This is a genomic window from Ruegeria sp. K3 (assembly GCF_056531845.1).
In genome coordinates this window covers 139380-155701 of record NZ_JBQFMM010000003.1, presented here as the reverse complement: position 1 = coordinate 155701, position 16322 = coordinate 139380, and the positions used below count along the sequence as shown (strand labels likewise).

15 protein-coding genes are annotated in these 16322 nt (G+C 55.6%); 14 read left to right on the top strand and 1 reads right to left on the bottom strand.

Features of this window, described 5'->3' with window-relative positions; all coding sequences use genetic code 11:
- Nucleotides 1-5: 5 nt before the first annotated feature.
- From ACR0MP_RS07280 to ACR0MP_RS07215, 14 genes are all read left to right on the top strand, one after another.
- Nucleotides 6-1247: an alanine--glyoxylate aminotransferase family protein gene (locus ACR0MP_RS07280; RefSeq protein WP_170408423.1), complete on the top strand. Its 1242-nt coding sequence runs from the start codon at nucleotides 6-8 to the stop codon at nucleotides 1245-1247.
- Nucleotides 1248-1262: 15 nt separating this feature from the next.
- A complete protein-coding gene (locus tag ACR0MP_RS07275) occupies nucleotides 1263-2459 on the top strand; it encodes a malate--CoA ligase subunit beta (protein WP_480886246.1) in 1197 nt (398 codons plus the stop codon).
- Nucleotides 2459-3349 carry a succinate--CoA ligase subunit alpha gene (gene sucD / locus ACR0MP_RS07270; RefSeq protein WP_170408424.1) on the top strand — a complete coding sequence of 297 codons (891 nt, stop codon included), beginning with the start codon at nucleotides 2459-2461 and terminating at the stop codon, nucleotides 3347-3349. Before ACR0MP_RS07275 ends, sucD begins: the two co-directional genes overlap by 1 nt.
- A complete protein-coding gene (locus ACR0MP_RS07265) occupies nucleotides 3349-4320 on the top strand; it encodes a 2-hydroxyacid dehydrogenase (RefSeq protein WP_170408467.1) in 972 nt (323 codons plus the stop codon). Before sucD ends, ACR0MP_RS07265 begins: the two co-directional genes overlap by 1 nt.
- Nucleotides 4321-4348: 28 nt before the next feature.
- The gene (locus ACR0MP_RS07260) at nucleotides 4349-5326 is read left to right on the top strand and encodes an HpcH/HpaI aldolase/citrate lyase family protein (RefSeq protein WP_170408425.1); all 978 of its coding nucleotides are present in this window, start codon (nucleotides 4349-4351) and stop codon (nucleotides 5324-5326) included.
- Nucleotides 5327-6327: 1001 nt separating this feature from the next.
- Nucleotides 6328-6525, top strand: coding sequence for an Arm DNA-binding domain-containing protein (locus ACR0MP_RS07255; protein ID WP_170408426.1), 198 nt, complete (start codon nucleotides 6328-6330; stop codon nucleotides 6523-6525).
- A 202-nt stretch (nucleotides 6526-6727) separates the two neighbouring features.
- Nucleotides 6728-6910, top strand: coding sequence for a phage integrase central domain-containing protein (locus ACR0MP_RS07250; RefSeq protein ID WP_480761869.1), 183 nt, complete (start codon nucleotides 6728-6730; stop codon nucleotides 6908-6910).
- Nucleotides 6911-7494: 584 nt separating this feature from the next.
- Nucleotides 7495-8616 carry a ring-hydroxylating oxygenase subunit alpha gene (locus ACR0MP_RS07245; protein WP_170513307.1) on the top strand — a complete coding sequence of 374 codons (1122 nt, stop codon included), beginning with the start codon at nucleotides 7495-7497 and terminating at the stop codon, nucleotides 8614-8616.
- Nucleotides 8613-10139 (top strand): choline-sulfatase, encoded by a 1527-nt coding sequence (gene betC, locus ACR0MP_RS07240; RefSeq protein WP_480886243.1) that lies wholly within the window; start codon nucleotides 8613-8615, stop codon nucleotides 10137-10139. Before ACR0MP_RS07245 ends, betC begins: the two co-directional genes overlap by 4 nt.
- A gap of 5 nt (nucleotides 10140-10144) precedes the next feature.
- Entirely contained in the window at nucleotides 10145-10939 is a 795-nt protein-coding gene (locus tag ACR0MP_RS07235) for an SDR family oxidoreductase (protein WP_170395498.1), read from the top strand.
- A complete protein-coding gene (gene kce / locus ACR0MP_RS07230; RefSeq protein WP_170736767.1) occupies nucleotides 10939-11871 on the top strand; it encodes a 3,5-dioxohexanoate:acetyl-CoA acetone transferase in 933 nt (310 codons plus the stop codon). Before ACR0MP_RS07235 ends, kce begins: the two co-directional genes overlap by 1 nt.
- A gap of 10 nt (nucleotides 11872-11881) precedes the next feature.
- Nucleotides 11882-13300 (top strand): aminobutyraldehyde dehydrogenase, encoded by a 1419-nt coding sequence (locus ACR0MP_RS07225; protein WP_480886242.1) that lies wholly within the window; start codon nucleotides 11882-11884, stop codon nucleotides 13298-13300.
- On the top strand, nucleotides 13300-14040 hold the full coding sequence (locus ACR0MP_RS07220; protein ID WP_170408432.1) for an SDR family oxidoreductase: 741 nt from the start codon (nucleotides 13300-13302) through the stop codon (nucleotides 14038-14040). Before ACR0MP_RS07225 ends, ACR0MP_RS07220 begins: the two co-directional genes overlap by 1 nt.
- Nucleotides 14040-14972 carry a 3-hydroxyacyl-CoA dehydrogenase NAD-binding domain-containing protein gene (locus ACR0MP_RS07215; RefSeq protein ID WP_170408433.1) on the top strand — a complete coding sequence of 311 codons (933 nt, stop codon included), beginning with the start codon at nucleotides 14040-14042 and terminating at the stop codon, nucleotides 14970-14972. The genes ACR0MP_RS07220 and ACR0MP_RS07215 overlap by 1 nt, the downstream gene beginning before the upstream one ends.
- Here ACR0MP_RS07215 and ACR0MP_RS07210 read toward each other — a convergent pair.
- Nucleotides 14950-15981 (bottom strand): GlxA family transcriptional regulator, encoded by a 1032-nt coding sequence (locus ACR0MP_RS07210; protein WP_170408434.1) that lies wholly within the window; start codon nucleotides 15979-15981, stop codon nucleotides 14950-14952. The two genes, ACR0MP_RS07215 and ACR0MP_RS07210, sit on opposite strands and share 23 nt — an antisense overlap.
- Nucleotides 15982-16322 lie beyond the last annotated feature (341 nt).

Here is a 16322-nt window from a genome sequence, read left to right as displayed (position 1 = left end):
AGCACATGACGTTTCAGATTTATCCAACGCTCGACATCCCCGAGACGCTGGCCGCTGGCCCAGGACCGGGAAACACCGACGCACGTGTTTTGCAGGCGTTTGCCAGCGCCGGCGTTGCCGACCACATGCAGAGCGACGTGCTGCGTGGCATGATCGAATGCAAGCACATGCTGCGTCAGATCTGGGGCACCGCCAACACCCATACCTTCGCGGTTGCTGGCACCGGATGGAGTGGGCTGGACACCATGTTCTCGGCGGTGATGCCGGGTGACAAGGTTGTGGCATTCACCAATGGCACCTTCTCGGGCATCGATGCGATGACTCTGCGGATCAAGGCTGCAACACCGGAAGAGCACGCGACCAACCCTCTGGACCCACAAGCCGCGAGTGTCGCCGTTATTGAAATTCCCCACGGCCAGCCCGTCACAGGCGAGATGGTCGAAGAGGTGTTGGCCACGCACAAACCGAAGTGGGCCTTCATGGCGCATTGGGAAACCGGGTCAGGTCGGGTCAACGACCTGCGTGGCTTCTCGGATGCCTGTGAACGCCACGATGTGATGGGTTTGATCGATGCCGTATCGTCGTTGGGTATCGCGGATTTCCGCATCGATGACTATCCGGGTGTCGCGGGATGGGCCTCGTGCCCGCAAAAAGGGCTGTGCTGCCTACCGCTGACCTATGCGCCGGTCAGCTTCACCGACGCCTATATCGACGCGCTGAAGACCTCCGGCGCCTATACATACGTCCACAACCCGATTTTCGAAGCACGCCACTGGGGCATCGTTGACGGGCAAAACGTGGAAAAGGGCACCTATCACCGTACCCATTCGGGCTATGCGGTCGCCGCCTTCCATGAATCGCTACGCCTGACTTTGCAGGAGGGATTGGCCAAACGTGCGCATTCCTATCGCACGCATGAGGCCGTCCTGCGCGACGCCGTCACCGCGATGGGTTGCCAAGTCACATCGGACATGCCCAGCCTTGTGGTGCTGAACCTGCCCGCAGAGCTGGCGGGTCGTGAGATGGAGTTGGTACAGAACTGCCGCGCCCGTGGCTTTGGCATCTGGCCCACGCTCAGCGCCCCGGTTCAAGTCCGTATCGGCATCCTGAACCAGCTAACCCACCAATCGGTCAGTCGCATCGTCAGGCTGTTCGCCCAGGCCATCCGCGAGATGGGCGGCTCAGTTGATTTCGAAGCCATCGAAGCACTTTTGGAAAGTCGCTACGGCACATCTATCGCTGCATAACGGGAGGGAATGCAGATGGATATCCATGAATATCAGGCGAAAGAACTTCTTTCGAATTTCGGCGTCGAGGTCCCTTCGGGGGCTTTGGCCTACAGCCCCGAGCAAGCGGCATATCGCGCGCGTGAGTTGGGTGGTGACAAGTGGGTCATTAAGGCGCAAGTCCATGCCGGCGGGCGTGGAAAGGCCGGTGGTGTAAAGCTGTGCAACTCGGAAAGCGAAATATACGAGGCTTGTGACGAGATGTTTGGCCGCAAGCTGGTGACGCACCAGACCGGCCCCGAGGGCAAAGGCATTTACCGCGTCTATGTGGAGGCCGCCGTACCGATTGATCGCGAGATTTATCTGGGCTTTGTGCTGGATCGGTCCAGTCAGCGGGTGATGATCGTGGCCTCTTCGGAAGGTGGGATGGAGATCGAAGAAATCTCATCTGAGCGCCCCGACAGTATCGTCCGCTCAATCGTTGAACCTGCCGTTGGATTGCAGGAGTTTCAGGCCCGCGAAATAGCGTTTAATCTGGGGCTGGAACCTCGCCTAATTCAGCACATGGTCCGTACCCTGCAGGGTTGCTATGCTGCGTTCAGCGAGCTGGACGCGACTATGGTCGAGATCAACCCGCTGGTCATCACTGGTGACGACCGTGTGCTGGCGTTGGACGCGAAGATGAGCTTTGACGACAATGCCCTGTTTCGCCATCCGCAGGTTGCTGAATTGCGCGACAAAAGTCAGGAAGACCCGCGCGAAAGCCGCGCGGCGGATCGCGGACTGTCTTATGTCGGACTGGACGGCAATATCGGCTGTATCGTGAACGGTGCCGGTTTGGCCATGGCCACGATGGACACCATCAAGCTGGCTGGCGGTGAACCTGCGAACTTTCTGGACATCGGTGGCGGTGCCTCGCCCGAGCGGGTGGCCAAAGCGTTCCGACTGGTACTGTCCGATGACAACGTTCAGGCGGTGCTGGTCAATATCTTCGCAGGCATTAACCGCTGTGACTGGGTGGCCGAGGGCGTAGTGCAGGCGCTGCGCGAGTTGGAAATCGACCTGCCGATCATCGTGCGTCTGGCGGGCACCAATGTCGAGGAAGGTCAGAAGATCCTGGCCAAATCGGGCCTGCCAATCATCCGCGCGACAACCCTTATGGAAGCCGCTGAACGCGCTGTGGGTGCATGGCGCAACGATCTGTCCCAAAACACCAAGATGAGGGCTGTGTAATGAGCATTCTTCTGGACCGCGACACCCGCGTTATCGTTCAGGGCATCACCGGACGCATGGCGCGCCTGCATACCAAGGATATGGTGCAATATGGCACCAACGTCGTTGGCGGCGTTGTTCCCGGCAAAGGCGGAGAGACCGTCGAAGGCGTACCCGTATTCGACACCGTCAAACAGGCGGTTGAGGCCACTGGCGCCGAGGCTAGCCTTGTCTTCGTGCCTCCGCCGTTTGCGGCGGATTCGATCATGGAGGCCGCAGATGCCGGTATTCGCTATTGCGTCTGCATCACAGACGGCATCCCCGCGCAGGACATGATCCGCGTAAAACGCTACATGTACCGCTATCCTAAGGACAAGCGCCTGGTGCTGACCGGTCCGAACTGTGCCGGTACCATCAGCCCCGGCAAGGCGCTGCTGGGCATCATGCCGGGACATATCTACCTGCCGGGCACTGTGGGGATCATCGGACGCTCGGGCACGCTGGGTTATGAGGCTGCGGCGCAGTTGAAAGAGCGCGGCATCGGTGTCTCAACCAGCGTCGGCATTGGCGGCGATCCAATCAACGGCTCGTCCTTCCGCGATATCCTTGAGCGGTTCGAACAGGACGAAGACACCGAGGTCATAGCTATGATCGGCGAGATCGGTGGCCCTCAGGAAGCCGAGGCTGCAGAATATATCCGTGACCACGTCACCAAGCCTGTTGTGGCCTATGTCGCGGGTCTGACCGCGCCCAAGGGCCGGACCATGGGCCATGCTGGGGCGATCATCTCGGCCTTTGGCGAAAGCGCCAGCGAGAAGGTGGAAATCCTGTCAGCGGCTGGTGTAACGGTTGCTGAAAACCCCGCGGTGATCGGCGAGACTATCGCCCGTGTCATGGGAAAGGCCGCGTGATGGTCAAACCTTCGGTCCTTGTCACCCGTCGCTGGCCTGCCGCCGTCGAGGCGCAACTGGCCGAAAACTACAACGCCGTGCTGAATACCGGGGACATTCCGATGTCTCCGGCGGAACTCCGCGACGCGTTGAAGACATACGACGCGGTTCTGCCCACCGTCACCGACACGCTTAGCGCCGAGGCGCTGGACGTGGCCGCAGCTCAGACCAAGATTTTGGCCAACTACGGCGTCGGGTACAGTCATATCTGTGAACCGGCGGCCCGTGATCTGGGTATGACGGTCACCAACACGCCCGATGTTCTGTCTGAATGCACCGCCGATCTGGCCATGACCCTGCTTCTGATGGTCGCCCGTCGCGCCGGTGAGGGCGAGCGCGAGCTGCGCGCAGGCGGCTGGACCGGCTGGCGTCCGACCCATTTGGTCGGCACCAAGGTCAGCGGCAAGACGCTGGGCATCATCGGCTTTGGCCGCATCGGTCAGGAAATGGCCCGTCGCGCCCATCACGGGTTTGGCATGAAAATTCTTGTCCAGAACCGCAGCGCCGTGTCGCCCGACGTGCTGAAGCAGTTCGATGCGACCCAAGTCGAAACGGTGGATGATCTGCTGCCGCATTGCGACTTTGTCTCGCTGCATTGCCCCGGCGGGGCTGCGAACCGGCACCTGATCAACGGACGCAGGCTGGACCTGATGAAGCCCGACGCCTTCCTGATCAACACCGCGCGCGGCGAGGTGGTGGACGAGCGCGCTTTGGTACAGTCGCTGATGTTCGACACGATCGGCGGCGCCGCGCTGGATGTGTTCGACGGCGAGCCACGCATCAGCCCCGACCTGCTGCAATGCGACAACCTCGTGATGCTGCCGCATCTGGGCAGCGCAACAAAAGAATCGCGCGAAGCCATGGGCTTTCGCGTGCTGGACAATCTGGGCGACTTCTTCGCTGGTCGCCCACCCCGTGACCGCGTGATCTGACGCACCCTTCTTCAAAGGAGCAAAACCCATGAGCTTTTATGCCATCGAACAGGCCCCCGCGCGCCTGAACCGCAGCGAACTCGCCGTGCCGGGCAGCCAGCCCGGCATGTTCGAAAAAGCCGCGAAATCGGATGTGGACGTGATCTTCCTAGATCTCGAAGACGCGGTAGCCCCGGATGAAAAAGAGCAGGCCCGCAAGAACATCATTCAAGCCCTGAACGATATCGACTGGGGCAGCAAGACAATGTCGGTGCGCATCAACGGGCTGGATACGCATTACATGTATCGCGACGTTGTGGATGTAGTCGAACAAGCCGGTGAGCGGCTGGACCTGATCATGATCCCCAAGGTCGGCACAGCAGCAGATGTCTATGCCGTCGATATGATGGTCACGCAGATCGAAGACGCGATGGGTTACAAGAAACGCATCGGGTTCGAGCATATCATCGAGACCGCTCTGGGCATGCAGAATGTCAGCGAAATCGCGGCGGCCTCGAACCGCAATGAGAGCCTGCACTTCGGTGTGGCGGACTATGCAGCCTCGACCCGCGCGCGAACCACGATCATTGGTGGCGTGAACCCCGACTATTCGGTTCTGACTGACCCGGATGGCGATGCTGCGCGCGCGACCCATTGGGGCGATATGTGGCACTACGCGCTCGCCCGTATGGTTGTCGCCGCCCGTGCCAACGGTCTGCGTCCGATTGATGGTCCGTTCGGTGATTTCCAGGATCCTGAAGGCTATAAGGCAGCTGCCAAAAGGGCGGCGGTGTTGGGCTGCGAAGGCAAATGGGCCATCCATCCCAGCCAGATCGCTCTGGCGAACGAGGTCATGTCACCCAGCGATGCCGAAGTCACCAAGGCGCAGCGTATCCTTGTTGCTATGGCCGAGGCCGAGACCGCAGGCAAAGGTGCAGTGTCGCTGGATGGTCGTCTGATCGACTATGCCTCGATCCGCCAGGCGGAGGTCATGGTCGAAAAGGCTCGCCAGATCGCGGCTGCCTGATTTTAGCCCGAACTGGCGTAACCAGTAGACGGATACTCCCTTGCCCCGGTTGGTCCGGGGCAGGCAACACCCGCGGATTACGTCGATCATCTATTCGGAATTGTACCAGATCTGTAGCACCCAATCCCTGACATTCACAACGCTATTTGAAAACAGTATTTTTCGACTCGGTCAGACAAAACCATCCGCCGACGGCGCGTTACCATTTGCCCCTATTGAGCCAAATACGCTGACGTCGAGCGTCTCGAGATTTTCCTGCGTTGCCCGGGCTCGCCGTATCTGGCTCTGACCAATCACTTAAGTCAAACTTGCTGTAGCGCGCGGCGAATGGCCGGTTTGGTGAGGCAGCGCTGCAGCCAATCTGACTAGGATTGTACTTCCGATTTAGTCCGTCCGGAAAAGTTTGCAAAGTCCGCTTCCTGCGCGTAGCCGCCGCTAAAGAACAACTAGGACTGCAACCGCAGCGAAGATGTGTTGTGTGGCGCATACGAGCCTTATCGGGCGAATTACAGCAATCGATCAGACCGCACCGCGAGAGGGACCATATTCACAGCTTATAAATGCAAAGGTACTTCAAGCAAATTCCAAAAGGATGACTAACGTCAGTTGGCGTTGGAGCCATGCCGTTTGAACGTCGACTACTTTTTTAGTCCCAAGTGTTCGAATTTAGCTACCTGATTTATCTCCCATTAAATCCCGCATAGCTTCTTCGGTGGAAATGACCAAGGGCTTCTAAGATGTTTATGTTATACATTATTTATTAGATCTTATCGATTTGCATAAACTCTCTTCGTCTCCGCCATTACCCACTTTCGGAATGTTAAAACGGCGCCAGCGCACCGTTGTGTCATTGAAATCAGACACTTTTTTTCTGCGCTCAATATCCCTGTTCTGATCCCCGTAATTTGGTGTAAATTGCGGGGTGGATATCTGGTAACCGAAATTCGGGACAAAGCTGCAATGCAAAGGGTCGATACGTCGAACGTCGACTGACACAGCGTGTGGTCGAGAAAGCCGCTCTGGACTGCCACATAGTCGGAGGCGGCCTCTACTTAGTGGTAGATCCAAAAGGTGCAAAACGATGGCTATTGCGCATCGTAGTGCAAGAGCGGCGCAGTGACTTTGGTCTGCGATCCGCGTCGATGGTCTGCGTCGAAGAAGCAAGATCAAAAGCCGAGGAATACCGAAGATTGGCATGAGGCAGTGGCGATCCCGTTGAGCAAAAGGAAGCTGTAGCGAAGGTCTTTATCACATTCGATGAGCTTACCACTCGCGTTCACAAAGGATGTATCATTCCGAAAAGCAGTAACGGCAAGCAGGTTGACCATCAGTTTAACACACTGAACATCTACACGTCACCCGTTGTTGGGAAAAAGCCGGTTCACTTGATTTCGCGATCAGATTTTTTTCGCCGTTCTTAACTCAATCTGGAAAGCAAAACATGAAATGGCGCGTCGAGTGCGAAAAAAGATTAGAGTAGTGATTGACTACGCACTGGGAACCGGAATCAAATCAGACAGAAACCCGGTCGCCGACGTCTTAAAAGACAGCAAAACACGACTCGCCGAAAGTGAAACACTTTGAAGCTGCCACTAGGCTTGAGGCGACAGAGAATTTCTAAGCCCTCAGGAAAAGGGATGAGATCAGGGCACTCGATCTTTACTAGAGAATCGCAACAGGCGTGCGATCCGGTGCAGTTCGAAGCTCGGTGGAACGAGTTCTGTGACACATTGTCTGGTGGACGATCCCAGACGTTCACATGAAATCGCGGGAGATATTTGAAGTTCCACTATGTCATACCGCGAGTGACATAGTGGTCAGGGCCAAGAGGTTTGCAGACGGTCCAAATAGCCTCGTTTTCCATCGCCTTATGGAAATGGAAAGTCGATGCTAAACGTCAGATATGGGCACCGACCAGTCAATAACACATACAGCAGAGAACGACCAATTCGAGCCCAGTTTACCGATTGCTGCAATGCGCACCAATGACCGCTAAACGGGTACTGGCACGGCGGAGCAGTTGCCTGTCAGTTAAATCCAGCGCTCGTTTGATCAACAGGGTATTCTCGAAAATTAATTGAGCGGCGAAATATTCCGAAGTGATGGCGAATTATGTACAATCTCTGATTTAACTTTAAATAGGGTTAGCGATACCTGGGAGAGACAGCATGACCGGTTCAGAAACAATTTCCTTGGGCTATCACGTCGATCCATCACGTTCTAGCTCGTTACAGGCTTCGGCATACACACAGGATAAGTGGTTTGACGCTGACCTTCGCTCGATTCTCTCCAAGAGTTGGCAATGGGTGTGTCATGTCGAAAAGACGCGTGAGCCGGGATCATATGTAACGGTGGATGTTGCCGGTCAGCCTATTGCGGTCGTGCGTGACAAAGAGGGTAAGCTTCGCGCCTTTTACAACGTCTGTAAACACCGTGCCCATGAACTGCTATCAGGCGAAGGCAATACCACACGGATTATGTGCCCCTATCACGCCTGGGTCTATAAGCTTGACGGGCAATTGGCGCGTGCGCCACATACTGAAAACCTCGAAGACTTCAACAAGGATGAGATTTGCCTCGACGAAGTGCAGGTTGAAGAATTCTGCGGTTTTGTTTTTGTCAATTTGGATCCGACGGCTGCCTCTTTGTCAGAGCAATCCGGAAACCTGGAAGCCGAGGTGCGCCATTGGGCACCGGATGTGGATCAACTCACTTTTGGCCACCGTCTGACCTACGACATCAAGTCGAATTGGAAGAACGTCGTGGACAATTTCCTTGAGTGCTATCATTGCCCTACGGCCCATAAGGATTTTTGTGACCTCGTGGATATGGATACCTACAAGGTTACAACCTACGGCATCTACTCCAGCCATATGGCTGACGCAGGCAACAATCCAAATACCGCCTATGACGTCTCGAACGCCACGGTGAAAACTCACGCGGTTTGGTGGCTCTATCCCACCACTTGCCTGATGCGATATCCCGGACGGTCCAGCATGATCGTGTTGAACATCATACCTGTTGGGCCAGATCGGACGCTTGAAACTTACGACTTCTTCCTTGAGACGCCGGAACCCGACGCGATGGAGTTGGACGCAATTCGCTATCTGGACGAAGTTCTTCAGGTCGAAGATATCAGCCTTGTCGAAAGTGTGCAGCGCGGGATGAATACACCTGCGTTCACCCAAGGTCGGATCGTCAATGACCCGGACGGGTCCGGCAAGTCCGAGCACGCCGTTCATCACTTCCATGGCTTAGTCTTGGACGCTTACGCTAAAGGTGCCACGTGACGCGGCCAAACATCCTTGTGGTCATGGCGGACCAATTGGCTCCGCATTTCACAGGGGCGTACGGGCATAAGGTCGCCAAGACGCCACATCTTGACGCGTTGGCCGCGCGCGGCAGGCGCTTCGATGCAGCTTACTGCAATTCCCCTCTCTGTGCGCCTTCACGGTTTTCCTTTATGTCGGGTCAGCACATCAGTCGCATCGCAGCTTACGACAATGCATCCGAGTTCAAGGCTTCGGTGCCGACATTTGCGCATTATCTGAAATCGCTGGGCTATCGTACATGTTTGGCAGGCAAGATGCACTTTGTCGGGCCGGATCAGATGCATGGATTTGAGGATCGTGTGACAACCGACATCTATCCTGCTGATTTCGCGTGGACCCCGGATTGGGAGGCCCCGGACGAGCGGATCGACAAGTGGTATCACAACATGCAAACGGTCAAGGAAAGCGGCGTTGCCCACGCGACTTTCCAGATCGACTATGACGACGAGGTCGGTTTTGCTGCCAAACGCTGGCTGTTCGATGCGGCCCGAGACAAAGCGCTTGGCAATGACGCGCCTTTTGCGATGGTTGCAAGCTTCATTCACCCGCACGATCCATATGTAGCCCGACCAGAATGGTGGAACCTGTATACGGATGATGAAATTGACTTGCCCGCGTTTGTGCCCGCGTTGGAGGATCAAGACCCCTTTTCACGACGTTTATTGGATGGGATCGAAGCGTCTTATGTGCCACTGACCGAGGAAGAAATCCTGCGCGCGCGCCATGCCTACTTGGCAAACGTCAGTTACTTCGACAGCAAAATCGGAGAGCTGGTTCAAACCCTCGAAGAAACGGGCGAGTTGGACAGCACCATTGTGATTGTCACAGCCGACCATGGCGACATGCTGGGTGAACGTGGGCTGTGGTACAAAATGAACTTCTTCGAGCACTCAGCACGAATTCCATTGGTCATGGCCGGACCAGGCATCGCTGTTGGGGCCGCTCAAAATGCAGTGTCACTGGTTGATCTATTGCCGACATTTATCGACATCGGTGGCGGTGATGAGACGATGATCGGAGAGCCGATCGACGGTCGTAGCCTTATGCCTCTGGCTCGGGGTGAAGATGATCCAGTTGATGAGGCGATCGGAGAATACTGTGCCGAGATGACGGGCTATCCTGTGATCATGATCCGGCGCGGGCCCTTGAAATATATTCATTGTGATAGCGACCCACCGCAGCTCTATGACCTGAGTGCTGACCCGATGGAAACGAAGAATTTAGCTTCGGACCCAAGCTACTCTGACGCGAAAACTCGTTTTGCAGCCGAAGTCGCCGAACGGTGGGACGGCAGCGCTTTGCGAAAGAAGATAATCGCCACGCAAAAATCGCGCCGTGCATTACATGCCGCGATGGAGGCCGGTGCCAGCGAGCCTTGGGACTACAACCCGCCGTCCGATGCAAGTCAGCAATATGTACGCAACAATATGGATTGGACAGTGGCTGCACGCCGCTACCGTTTTCCGCCTTTGAAGGATTGAAACCAATGATGCTGAACGGAAAAGTTGCTCTCGTGACTGGTGCTCGCGGTGGGATCGGGCGCGCGATTGTCGCTCGGTTTCTAAGAGAGGGCGCAACGGTATTTGCCGCTGACCTCACGCCGGAAGGGTCGTTAGATCAGCACGACGATGATGGCAGTCATTTTGTTAAGCTGGATGTGACTCAAGAAGCAGACTCGGTTGCGGCGATGGATCATGTGCGCGCCGCACACGGAAAGTTGGACATCCTAGTGAACGCGGCGGGGATCGAGATCGAAAAAACGGTTGAAGAGACCACGTTGGAGGAATGGAATCAAAGCTTTGCGGTTAATTCCACGGGCACGTTCCTGACCTCGAAATACGCCATCCCATTGATGCGCGAAGCGGCGAAGACAGGGAATAGCGCAAGCCTTATCAATTTTGGCTCCTACGACGGGTTCATCGCAGATCCAGGGCTTGCGGCCTATTGCGCGACCAAGGGTGCAGTTCACGCTTTGACCCGCGCAATGGCTTGCGATCATGGCCCAGAAGGTATCCGGGTGAATGCCATCTGCCCTGGCTATATCGACACTCCAATGCTGCAGAGCTTCTTCAACGGCGATGGATCCGGCGGAGGAGGTGGCAACATTGAAACGCTGCAAAAGGCCGTGCGTGATGTTCATCCGATGCGCACCTACGGGACGCCCGAGGATATTGCAAATTTGGTCAACTGGCTTGCCTCGGACGAGGCGCGCTATGCCTCTGGCCAGTTGTGGGTTCTGGACGGGGGGCTGTCTGCACAAGTGCAGCAGATGAAGCTCTGATGCCCAAGCCAGTCATTATCACTTGCGCGCCGACTGGAGGCATCCATACGCCGTCAATGTCACCGCATCTGCCGATTACACCGGCCGAGATTGCGACGGCCAGTATTGAGGCGGCCCAGGCAGGGGCATCAATCGTTCACCTGCACGCACGGCACCCGGAGACAGGAAAACCCGATCCCCGACCTGAGCTGTTCAAGCAATTTCTACCCGTAATCAAGCAGTCCACCGATGTTGTGATGAATGTCTCGACCGGCGGCGGCTTGGGGATGTCGATGGATGAGCGGCTGCTGGCGGCGACATCTACCAGCCCAGAGATGGCATCGCTCAACATGGGATCCATGAACTTTGGTATCTTTCCGATGCTGCAGAAATACACCGAGTTTCAGCACGACTGGGAACGGCCATTTTTGGAGATGACGGAAGACTTTATCTTTCCCAACACTTTCAAAACAATTCGTTACGCCATCGAAAAACTTGGTGGAGATCACGGCACCAAGTTCGAGTTCGAATGCTATGATCTTGGACATCTCTACAACGTCAAATGGTTCGTGGATCAGGGCCTGATCAAACCGCCATTTTTCATTCAGATGGTATTTGGCATCTTGGGTGGCGTTGGCGCAGATGCGGACCATCTGACTCACATGCACAACACAGCCGATAAGCTGTTCGGAGCAGAGAATTACGAATGGTCGGTCCTTGCCGCTGGTCGTCACCAAATGCCATTTGCGACCCAAAGCGCCATGCGGGGCGGTAACCTGCGCGTCGGTCTCGAAGACAGCCTGTTCATGGGCAAGGGTGAGTTGGCAAAATCTAACGCGGAACAGGTCACGCGCATCCGATCAATCGTTGAAAACCTTGGCCTTACGGTCGCGTCGCCAGCAGAAGCCCGCATGCGGCTCGCACTAAAAGGCGGCGATCAGGTTGGCTTCTAAGGAGATGCATATGCAGACGAAGATGTTGATCAATGGCGAATTGGTTGAAGGGATCGGAGAGGCCTTGGACGTCCTGAACCCTGCAACAGGCGAGGTAGTCGGTGCTGTAAAAGAAGCCAGCGATGCACAGATCGAGGCGGCGGTGCGCGGCTCAGCAGAGGCATTTGAGACCTTTTCGGTTACGACCCCTGCAGAACGCGCTACAATCTTGCTTCAGATAGCTGATGTTATCGAGGCGAACAGCCAGGAGTTGGCAGAACTTGAGAGCCTAGATGTGGGAAAACCCTGGCCATCGGCTCATGATGATGAAATGCCGCTGACGATTGATGTCTTTCACTTTTTCGCCGGGGCTGCGCGCACCATGATGGGGTCTGCCTCTGGAGAGTATGTCGCGGGTCATACGTCGATGATCCGGCGCGACCCCATTGGCCCTGTCGCCGCCATCGCCCCTTGGAACTACCCGCTGATGATGGCGTCCTGGAAGATTGCTGCACCAATTGCGGCAGGATGTTCGGTGGTGTTGAAACCGTCCGAGATCACGCCGCTATCTACTCTGCGACTTGCAGAACTGTTACAAGATGTTCTGCCAAAAGGCGTGCTTAACGTGATCCATGGTCGCGGGCCCGGCGTGGGGAATGCCCTGATGAACAGCCCACAGATGGAAGGGATCAGTGTTACGGGTTCTCCGGCGACAGGCATGGCTGCAATGCGGGCTGCTTCCCAGAAAATTAAACACGTTCATCTGGAATTGGGCGGCAAGGCGCCAGTCATTGTCTTTGATGATGCTGATCTCAATGCTGTGGCCGAGACGATCCGATATGGCAGCTACTTCAATGCCGGTCAGGATTGCGCACAGCCTTGCCGCGTGATGGTTGCAGACAGTGTTTACGACAAACTTGTGGCCGCGATTGCCGGTCAGGTTGGCCAGATCCAAATCGGTGCACCGAAAGCTGAAGGAACGGAAATGGGCCCGCTTGTCTCTGCGGCTCAGCGGGATCGTGTAGCGGGTTTTGTTGATCGCGCACGCAGCAGCTCTGAAATCGTTTCCGGTGGGGCCTCTGGCGAAGAAGACGGCTTTTTCTACCAGCCGACAGTCATCGCCAATGTCGACAACACTGCAGAGATTGCCTGCAATGAGGTTTTTGGACCCGTTGTAACTGTCTCTCGGTTTTCTGAGGCAGAAGATGCGTTGAAGACCGCCAACAACGGACCCTACGGGTTGGCCTCATCGGTTTGGACACGAGATGTTGGGAGAGCAATGCAAATGACGTCCAAGTTGCGCTATGGATTCACCTGGGTAAACACGCATGGGGTTGCGACCCCCGAGATGCCTTGGGCCGCGATGAAGGGCTCAGGCACGGGCAGTGATATGTCGGTCTATGCGCTGGATGCTTACACCGCAGTCCGTCACGTTATGGTGGCACACTGATGCGGTTAGCTGGGAAACGCGCCTTTGTTACAGGCGGCAAACAGGGCATTGGTCGCGGCATCGTTGAGGCCTTCGCAGCCGAAGGTGCGGCTATCGCCACCTGCGGGCGCGGCCCTCAACCAGATGATCTACCTGATCAAGTAACCTGGTACACGCTGGATGTATCCAATCCCGAAGCGGTTGCACGTACTGCCCGAACAATCGGCCTGGTAGATATCCTGGTAAACAACGCCGGCGTTCAGGTCGAAAAAACAGTGACCGAAAGCACAGACGCGGATTGGGATTTGGTGATGGGAGTAAACGCACGAGGCGTTTTTAACTGTTGCCGCGCCTTTATTCCGAAAATGTCTCAGGGTGGTTCGATCATCAACATTGGTTCTATCTCGGGCAATGCCGCTGACCCATCGATGGCGCTCTACAATGCTTCAAAAGCCTTTGTGCATGGGCTTACACGCTCTATCGCGGTGGACCATGGACCTGCGGTGCGCTGCAATGCAATCTGCCCGGGATGGATTGAGACGGGCATGCTGGACGCAGCATTCGAACTCGCCCATGACCCGGAAAAGGCTAGATCAGACGCGCTGGCACGCCATGCGGTCAAACGCTTTGGTAAGCCCGCAGACATTGCTGGGATGGCTGTTTGGCTAGCTTCTGACGAGTCGTCTTTTGCGACTGGCCAACTGTTCACTGTAGACGGTGGTATGACTGCGGCATCCCCCCTGAATCCGGGACTGTTCTGATGTCGGAAATCGAAAGAACCGCCATTCTCGGAGCCGGTGTCATCGGGGCAAGCTGGGCAGCGCTGTTCCTCGCGTCGGGTCGCAGTGTGACCGTATTTGATCCCGATCCGAACGCTGAGGCATCCGTCCGTAAATACATTGAAAAGGCGTGGCCTGCGTTGGAAGAATTGGGCCAAGTTGGCCACGCCACCCGAGATGCGATCACCTTTGCACCGACCGCAGCTGAGGCCGTGCGAAACGCGCAGTTCATTCAGGAGAATGTGCCCGAGCGGTTGCCGATCAAACATTCCACCTATGCGGAAGTTGAGCCAGAGTTGAGCGCTGATGCAATAGTTTCAAGCTCAACATCCGGCCTAACACTCGAGGCTCTTCAACAGGGTTGGCGCGATCCGAGTAAGCTCATCTTAGGTCATCCGTTCAACCCGCCACATCTCATTCCGCTGGTCGAGTTGACAGCGAACGACGCCACCGGTTCAGATGTTCTGAACCGAACAGAGACGTTCTACGAAGACCTGGGCAAAGTCACGATCCGGATCAAGAAGGGCATGCCCGGACACGTCGCAAACCGCTTACAAGCTGCAGTATGGCGCGAGGCCGTCCATATGGCGATTGAAGGCGTTGCCAGTGTCGAAGACATCGATAAAGCGATGTGGGCCGGCCCCGGATTGCGGTGGGCCGCGATGGGTCCGACGACGCTTTTCCACCTGGGTGCAGGCGACGGCGGTCTGCGGGCCTTCTGTGACCATTTCAAGGATACATTCAATGGCTGGTGGGATGACCTGGGCAACCCTCGTCTTGATGAGGATGTCATCAATAAACTGGTCGATGGTATTAACGATCAAACTCAGGGGCAAAGTACCGAAGAGTTATCAGCGCAACGCGACAAGATGCTTACGGCGATGCAAAAAGCTACCCAACACCTTCGGACTTAATATCAGGCTTGAACATTGGCCAAGCGCGGAACTCGAATGGCGTGCGGCCTTCAATACGGTCTGCAGTTGGTGTGAGGCCAAAACGGCTTCGATATGCCCGGCTGAAATGAACTTGCCCGTTAAATCCTGATGCTTCTGCAATCTCGCTGAATTTCAACTCTGTTTGGGTTACTAGTCCACGCGCGCGATCAAGGCGTATGTCACGGTAGTACTCGATCGGCGACTTCTGGACATATTGCTGAAACAATCTGCTAAGTTGTCGTTGCGAAATCTTCAACCTCGCTGATATTTCAGGGATCGACAAAGTGGCTTCCAAATGTGCCTCCATCAAGTCGATCGCGTCCCTTACCACCCCAGAGGTGACATACCCCAGTGGCTCCACGTCTTTGGGGTTCTGTGATTGGCCCTCACCGCGTACATTGTGATGAAAAAGATATCGCGCAGATGCATTGGCGATACTCTCACCATCGACAGAGTGCACAAACCGCAAACCCAGATCGGTCGCTGCGGAACCCCCGCAACAAGTGAACATCTTTCCATCCATAACAATCATGTTCTCTGACACTGTGGTATCATGGGCCATTTCAGCAAAGGCATCGATGTGTTCATAGTGAACCGTCGCTGTCTTGCCTTTAAGCAGTCCAGCAGCCGCAAGAACAATCGCACCAGTATCCAAGCCGCCAACGATTGCTCCGCACGCCTCCCACTTCTGAAGGGCCACCTTAAACTGAGATGTTCCGTGACGTTCAGGTGACCAACTTGTACTCACCAGAACCAACCAGGGCTTGCGCCCCGTCACGGCCGCCAATGGGGCAGTGTCAACGACTAGGCCGCTACTAGACTCAACTGGTCCACCGAGGTCCGAGACATAGGTCCAAGAAAATCGAGCCGAACCTGTCAGGTAATTGGCTATTCTGAAAGGATCCACGAAAGACGTAGTCGCCGAAACATTGAAATGCGGACTCACCAGGACAACGATATCTAGCGTGCGATCAATTGGATGGATCATGGCCGATTCTGTAAAATGGCGTCCAAAATTGTCAATAATGAACTTATCACTGGTTCAAAAAAGTCCAATTACTAAGGCAAACACAGCATAAACAAGGGGGAAATACCGGGGGAGATCAGCGCTCATTAAGTTTCTGAAATCCAAAAACGGACATTCGTTCTACCGCGGCGAAAGTCCGTTTTGGCCGCTAGAAACTTAGTGTTGTTGCGAGACAAAGAGATCACAATTCGGGATTCCGCGTCCAAGCGCATTCATATCAATCTTTCACAGGCCAAAGCTTCTGATTTGCAAGGCATTCTGCAAGGCTCACATGATGAGCGCCAACCCATCAAATCTTAACT

Coding starts and splice junctions, on each gene's coding strand:
- sucD (WP_170408424.1), top strand. CDS start 2,459: ATGAGCATTCTTCTGGACCGCGACACCCGCGTTATCGTTCAGGGCATC.
- ACR0MP_RS07220 (WP_170408432.1), top strand. CDS start 13,300: ATGCGGTTAGCTGGGAAACGCGCCTTTGTTACAGGCGGCAAACAGGGC.
- ACR0MP_RS07235 (WP_170395498.1), top strand. CDS start 10,145: ATGATGCTGAACGGAAAAGTTGCTCTCGTGACTGGTGCTCGCGGTGGG.
- ACR0MP_RS07215 (WP_170408433.1), top strand. CDS start 14,040: ATGTCGGAAATCGAAAGAACCGCCATTCTCGGAGCCGGTGTCATCGGG.
- ACR0MP_RS07265 (WP_170408467.1), top strand. CDS start 3,349: ATGGTCAAACCTTCGGTCCTTGTCACCCGTCGCTGGCCTGCCGCCGTC.
- ACR0MP_RS07245 (WP_170513307.1), top strand. CDS start 7,495: ATGACCGGTTCAGAAACAATTTCCTTGGGCTATCACGTCGATCCATCA.
- ACR0MP_RS07260 (WP_170408425.1), top strand. CDS start 4,349: ATGAGCTTTTATGCCATCGAACAGGCCCCCGCGCGCCTGAACCGCAGC.
- ACR0MP_RS07275 (WP_480886246.1), top strand. CDS start 1,263: ATGGATATCCATGAATATCAGGCGAAAGAACTTCTTTCGAATTTCGGC.
- kce (WP_170736767.1), top strand. CDS start 10,939: ATGCCCAAGCCAGTCATTATCACTTGCGCGCCGACTGGAGGCATCCAT.
- ACR0MP_RS07280 (WP_170408423.1), top strand. CDS start 6: ATGACGTTTCAGATTTATCCAACGCTCGACATCCCCGAGACGCTGGCC.
- ACR0MP_RS07210 (WP_170408434.1), bottom strand. CDS start 15,981: ATGATCCATCCAATTGATCGCACGCTAGATATCGTTGTCCTGGTGAGT.
- ACR0MP_RS07225 (WP_480886242.1), top strand. CDS start 11,882: ATGCAGACGAAGATGTTGATCAATGGCGAATTGGTTGAAGGGATCGGA.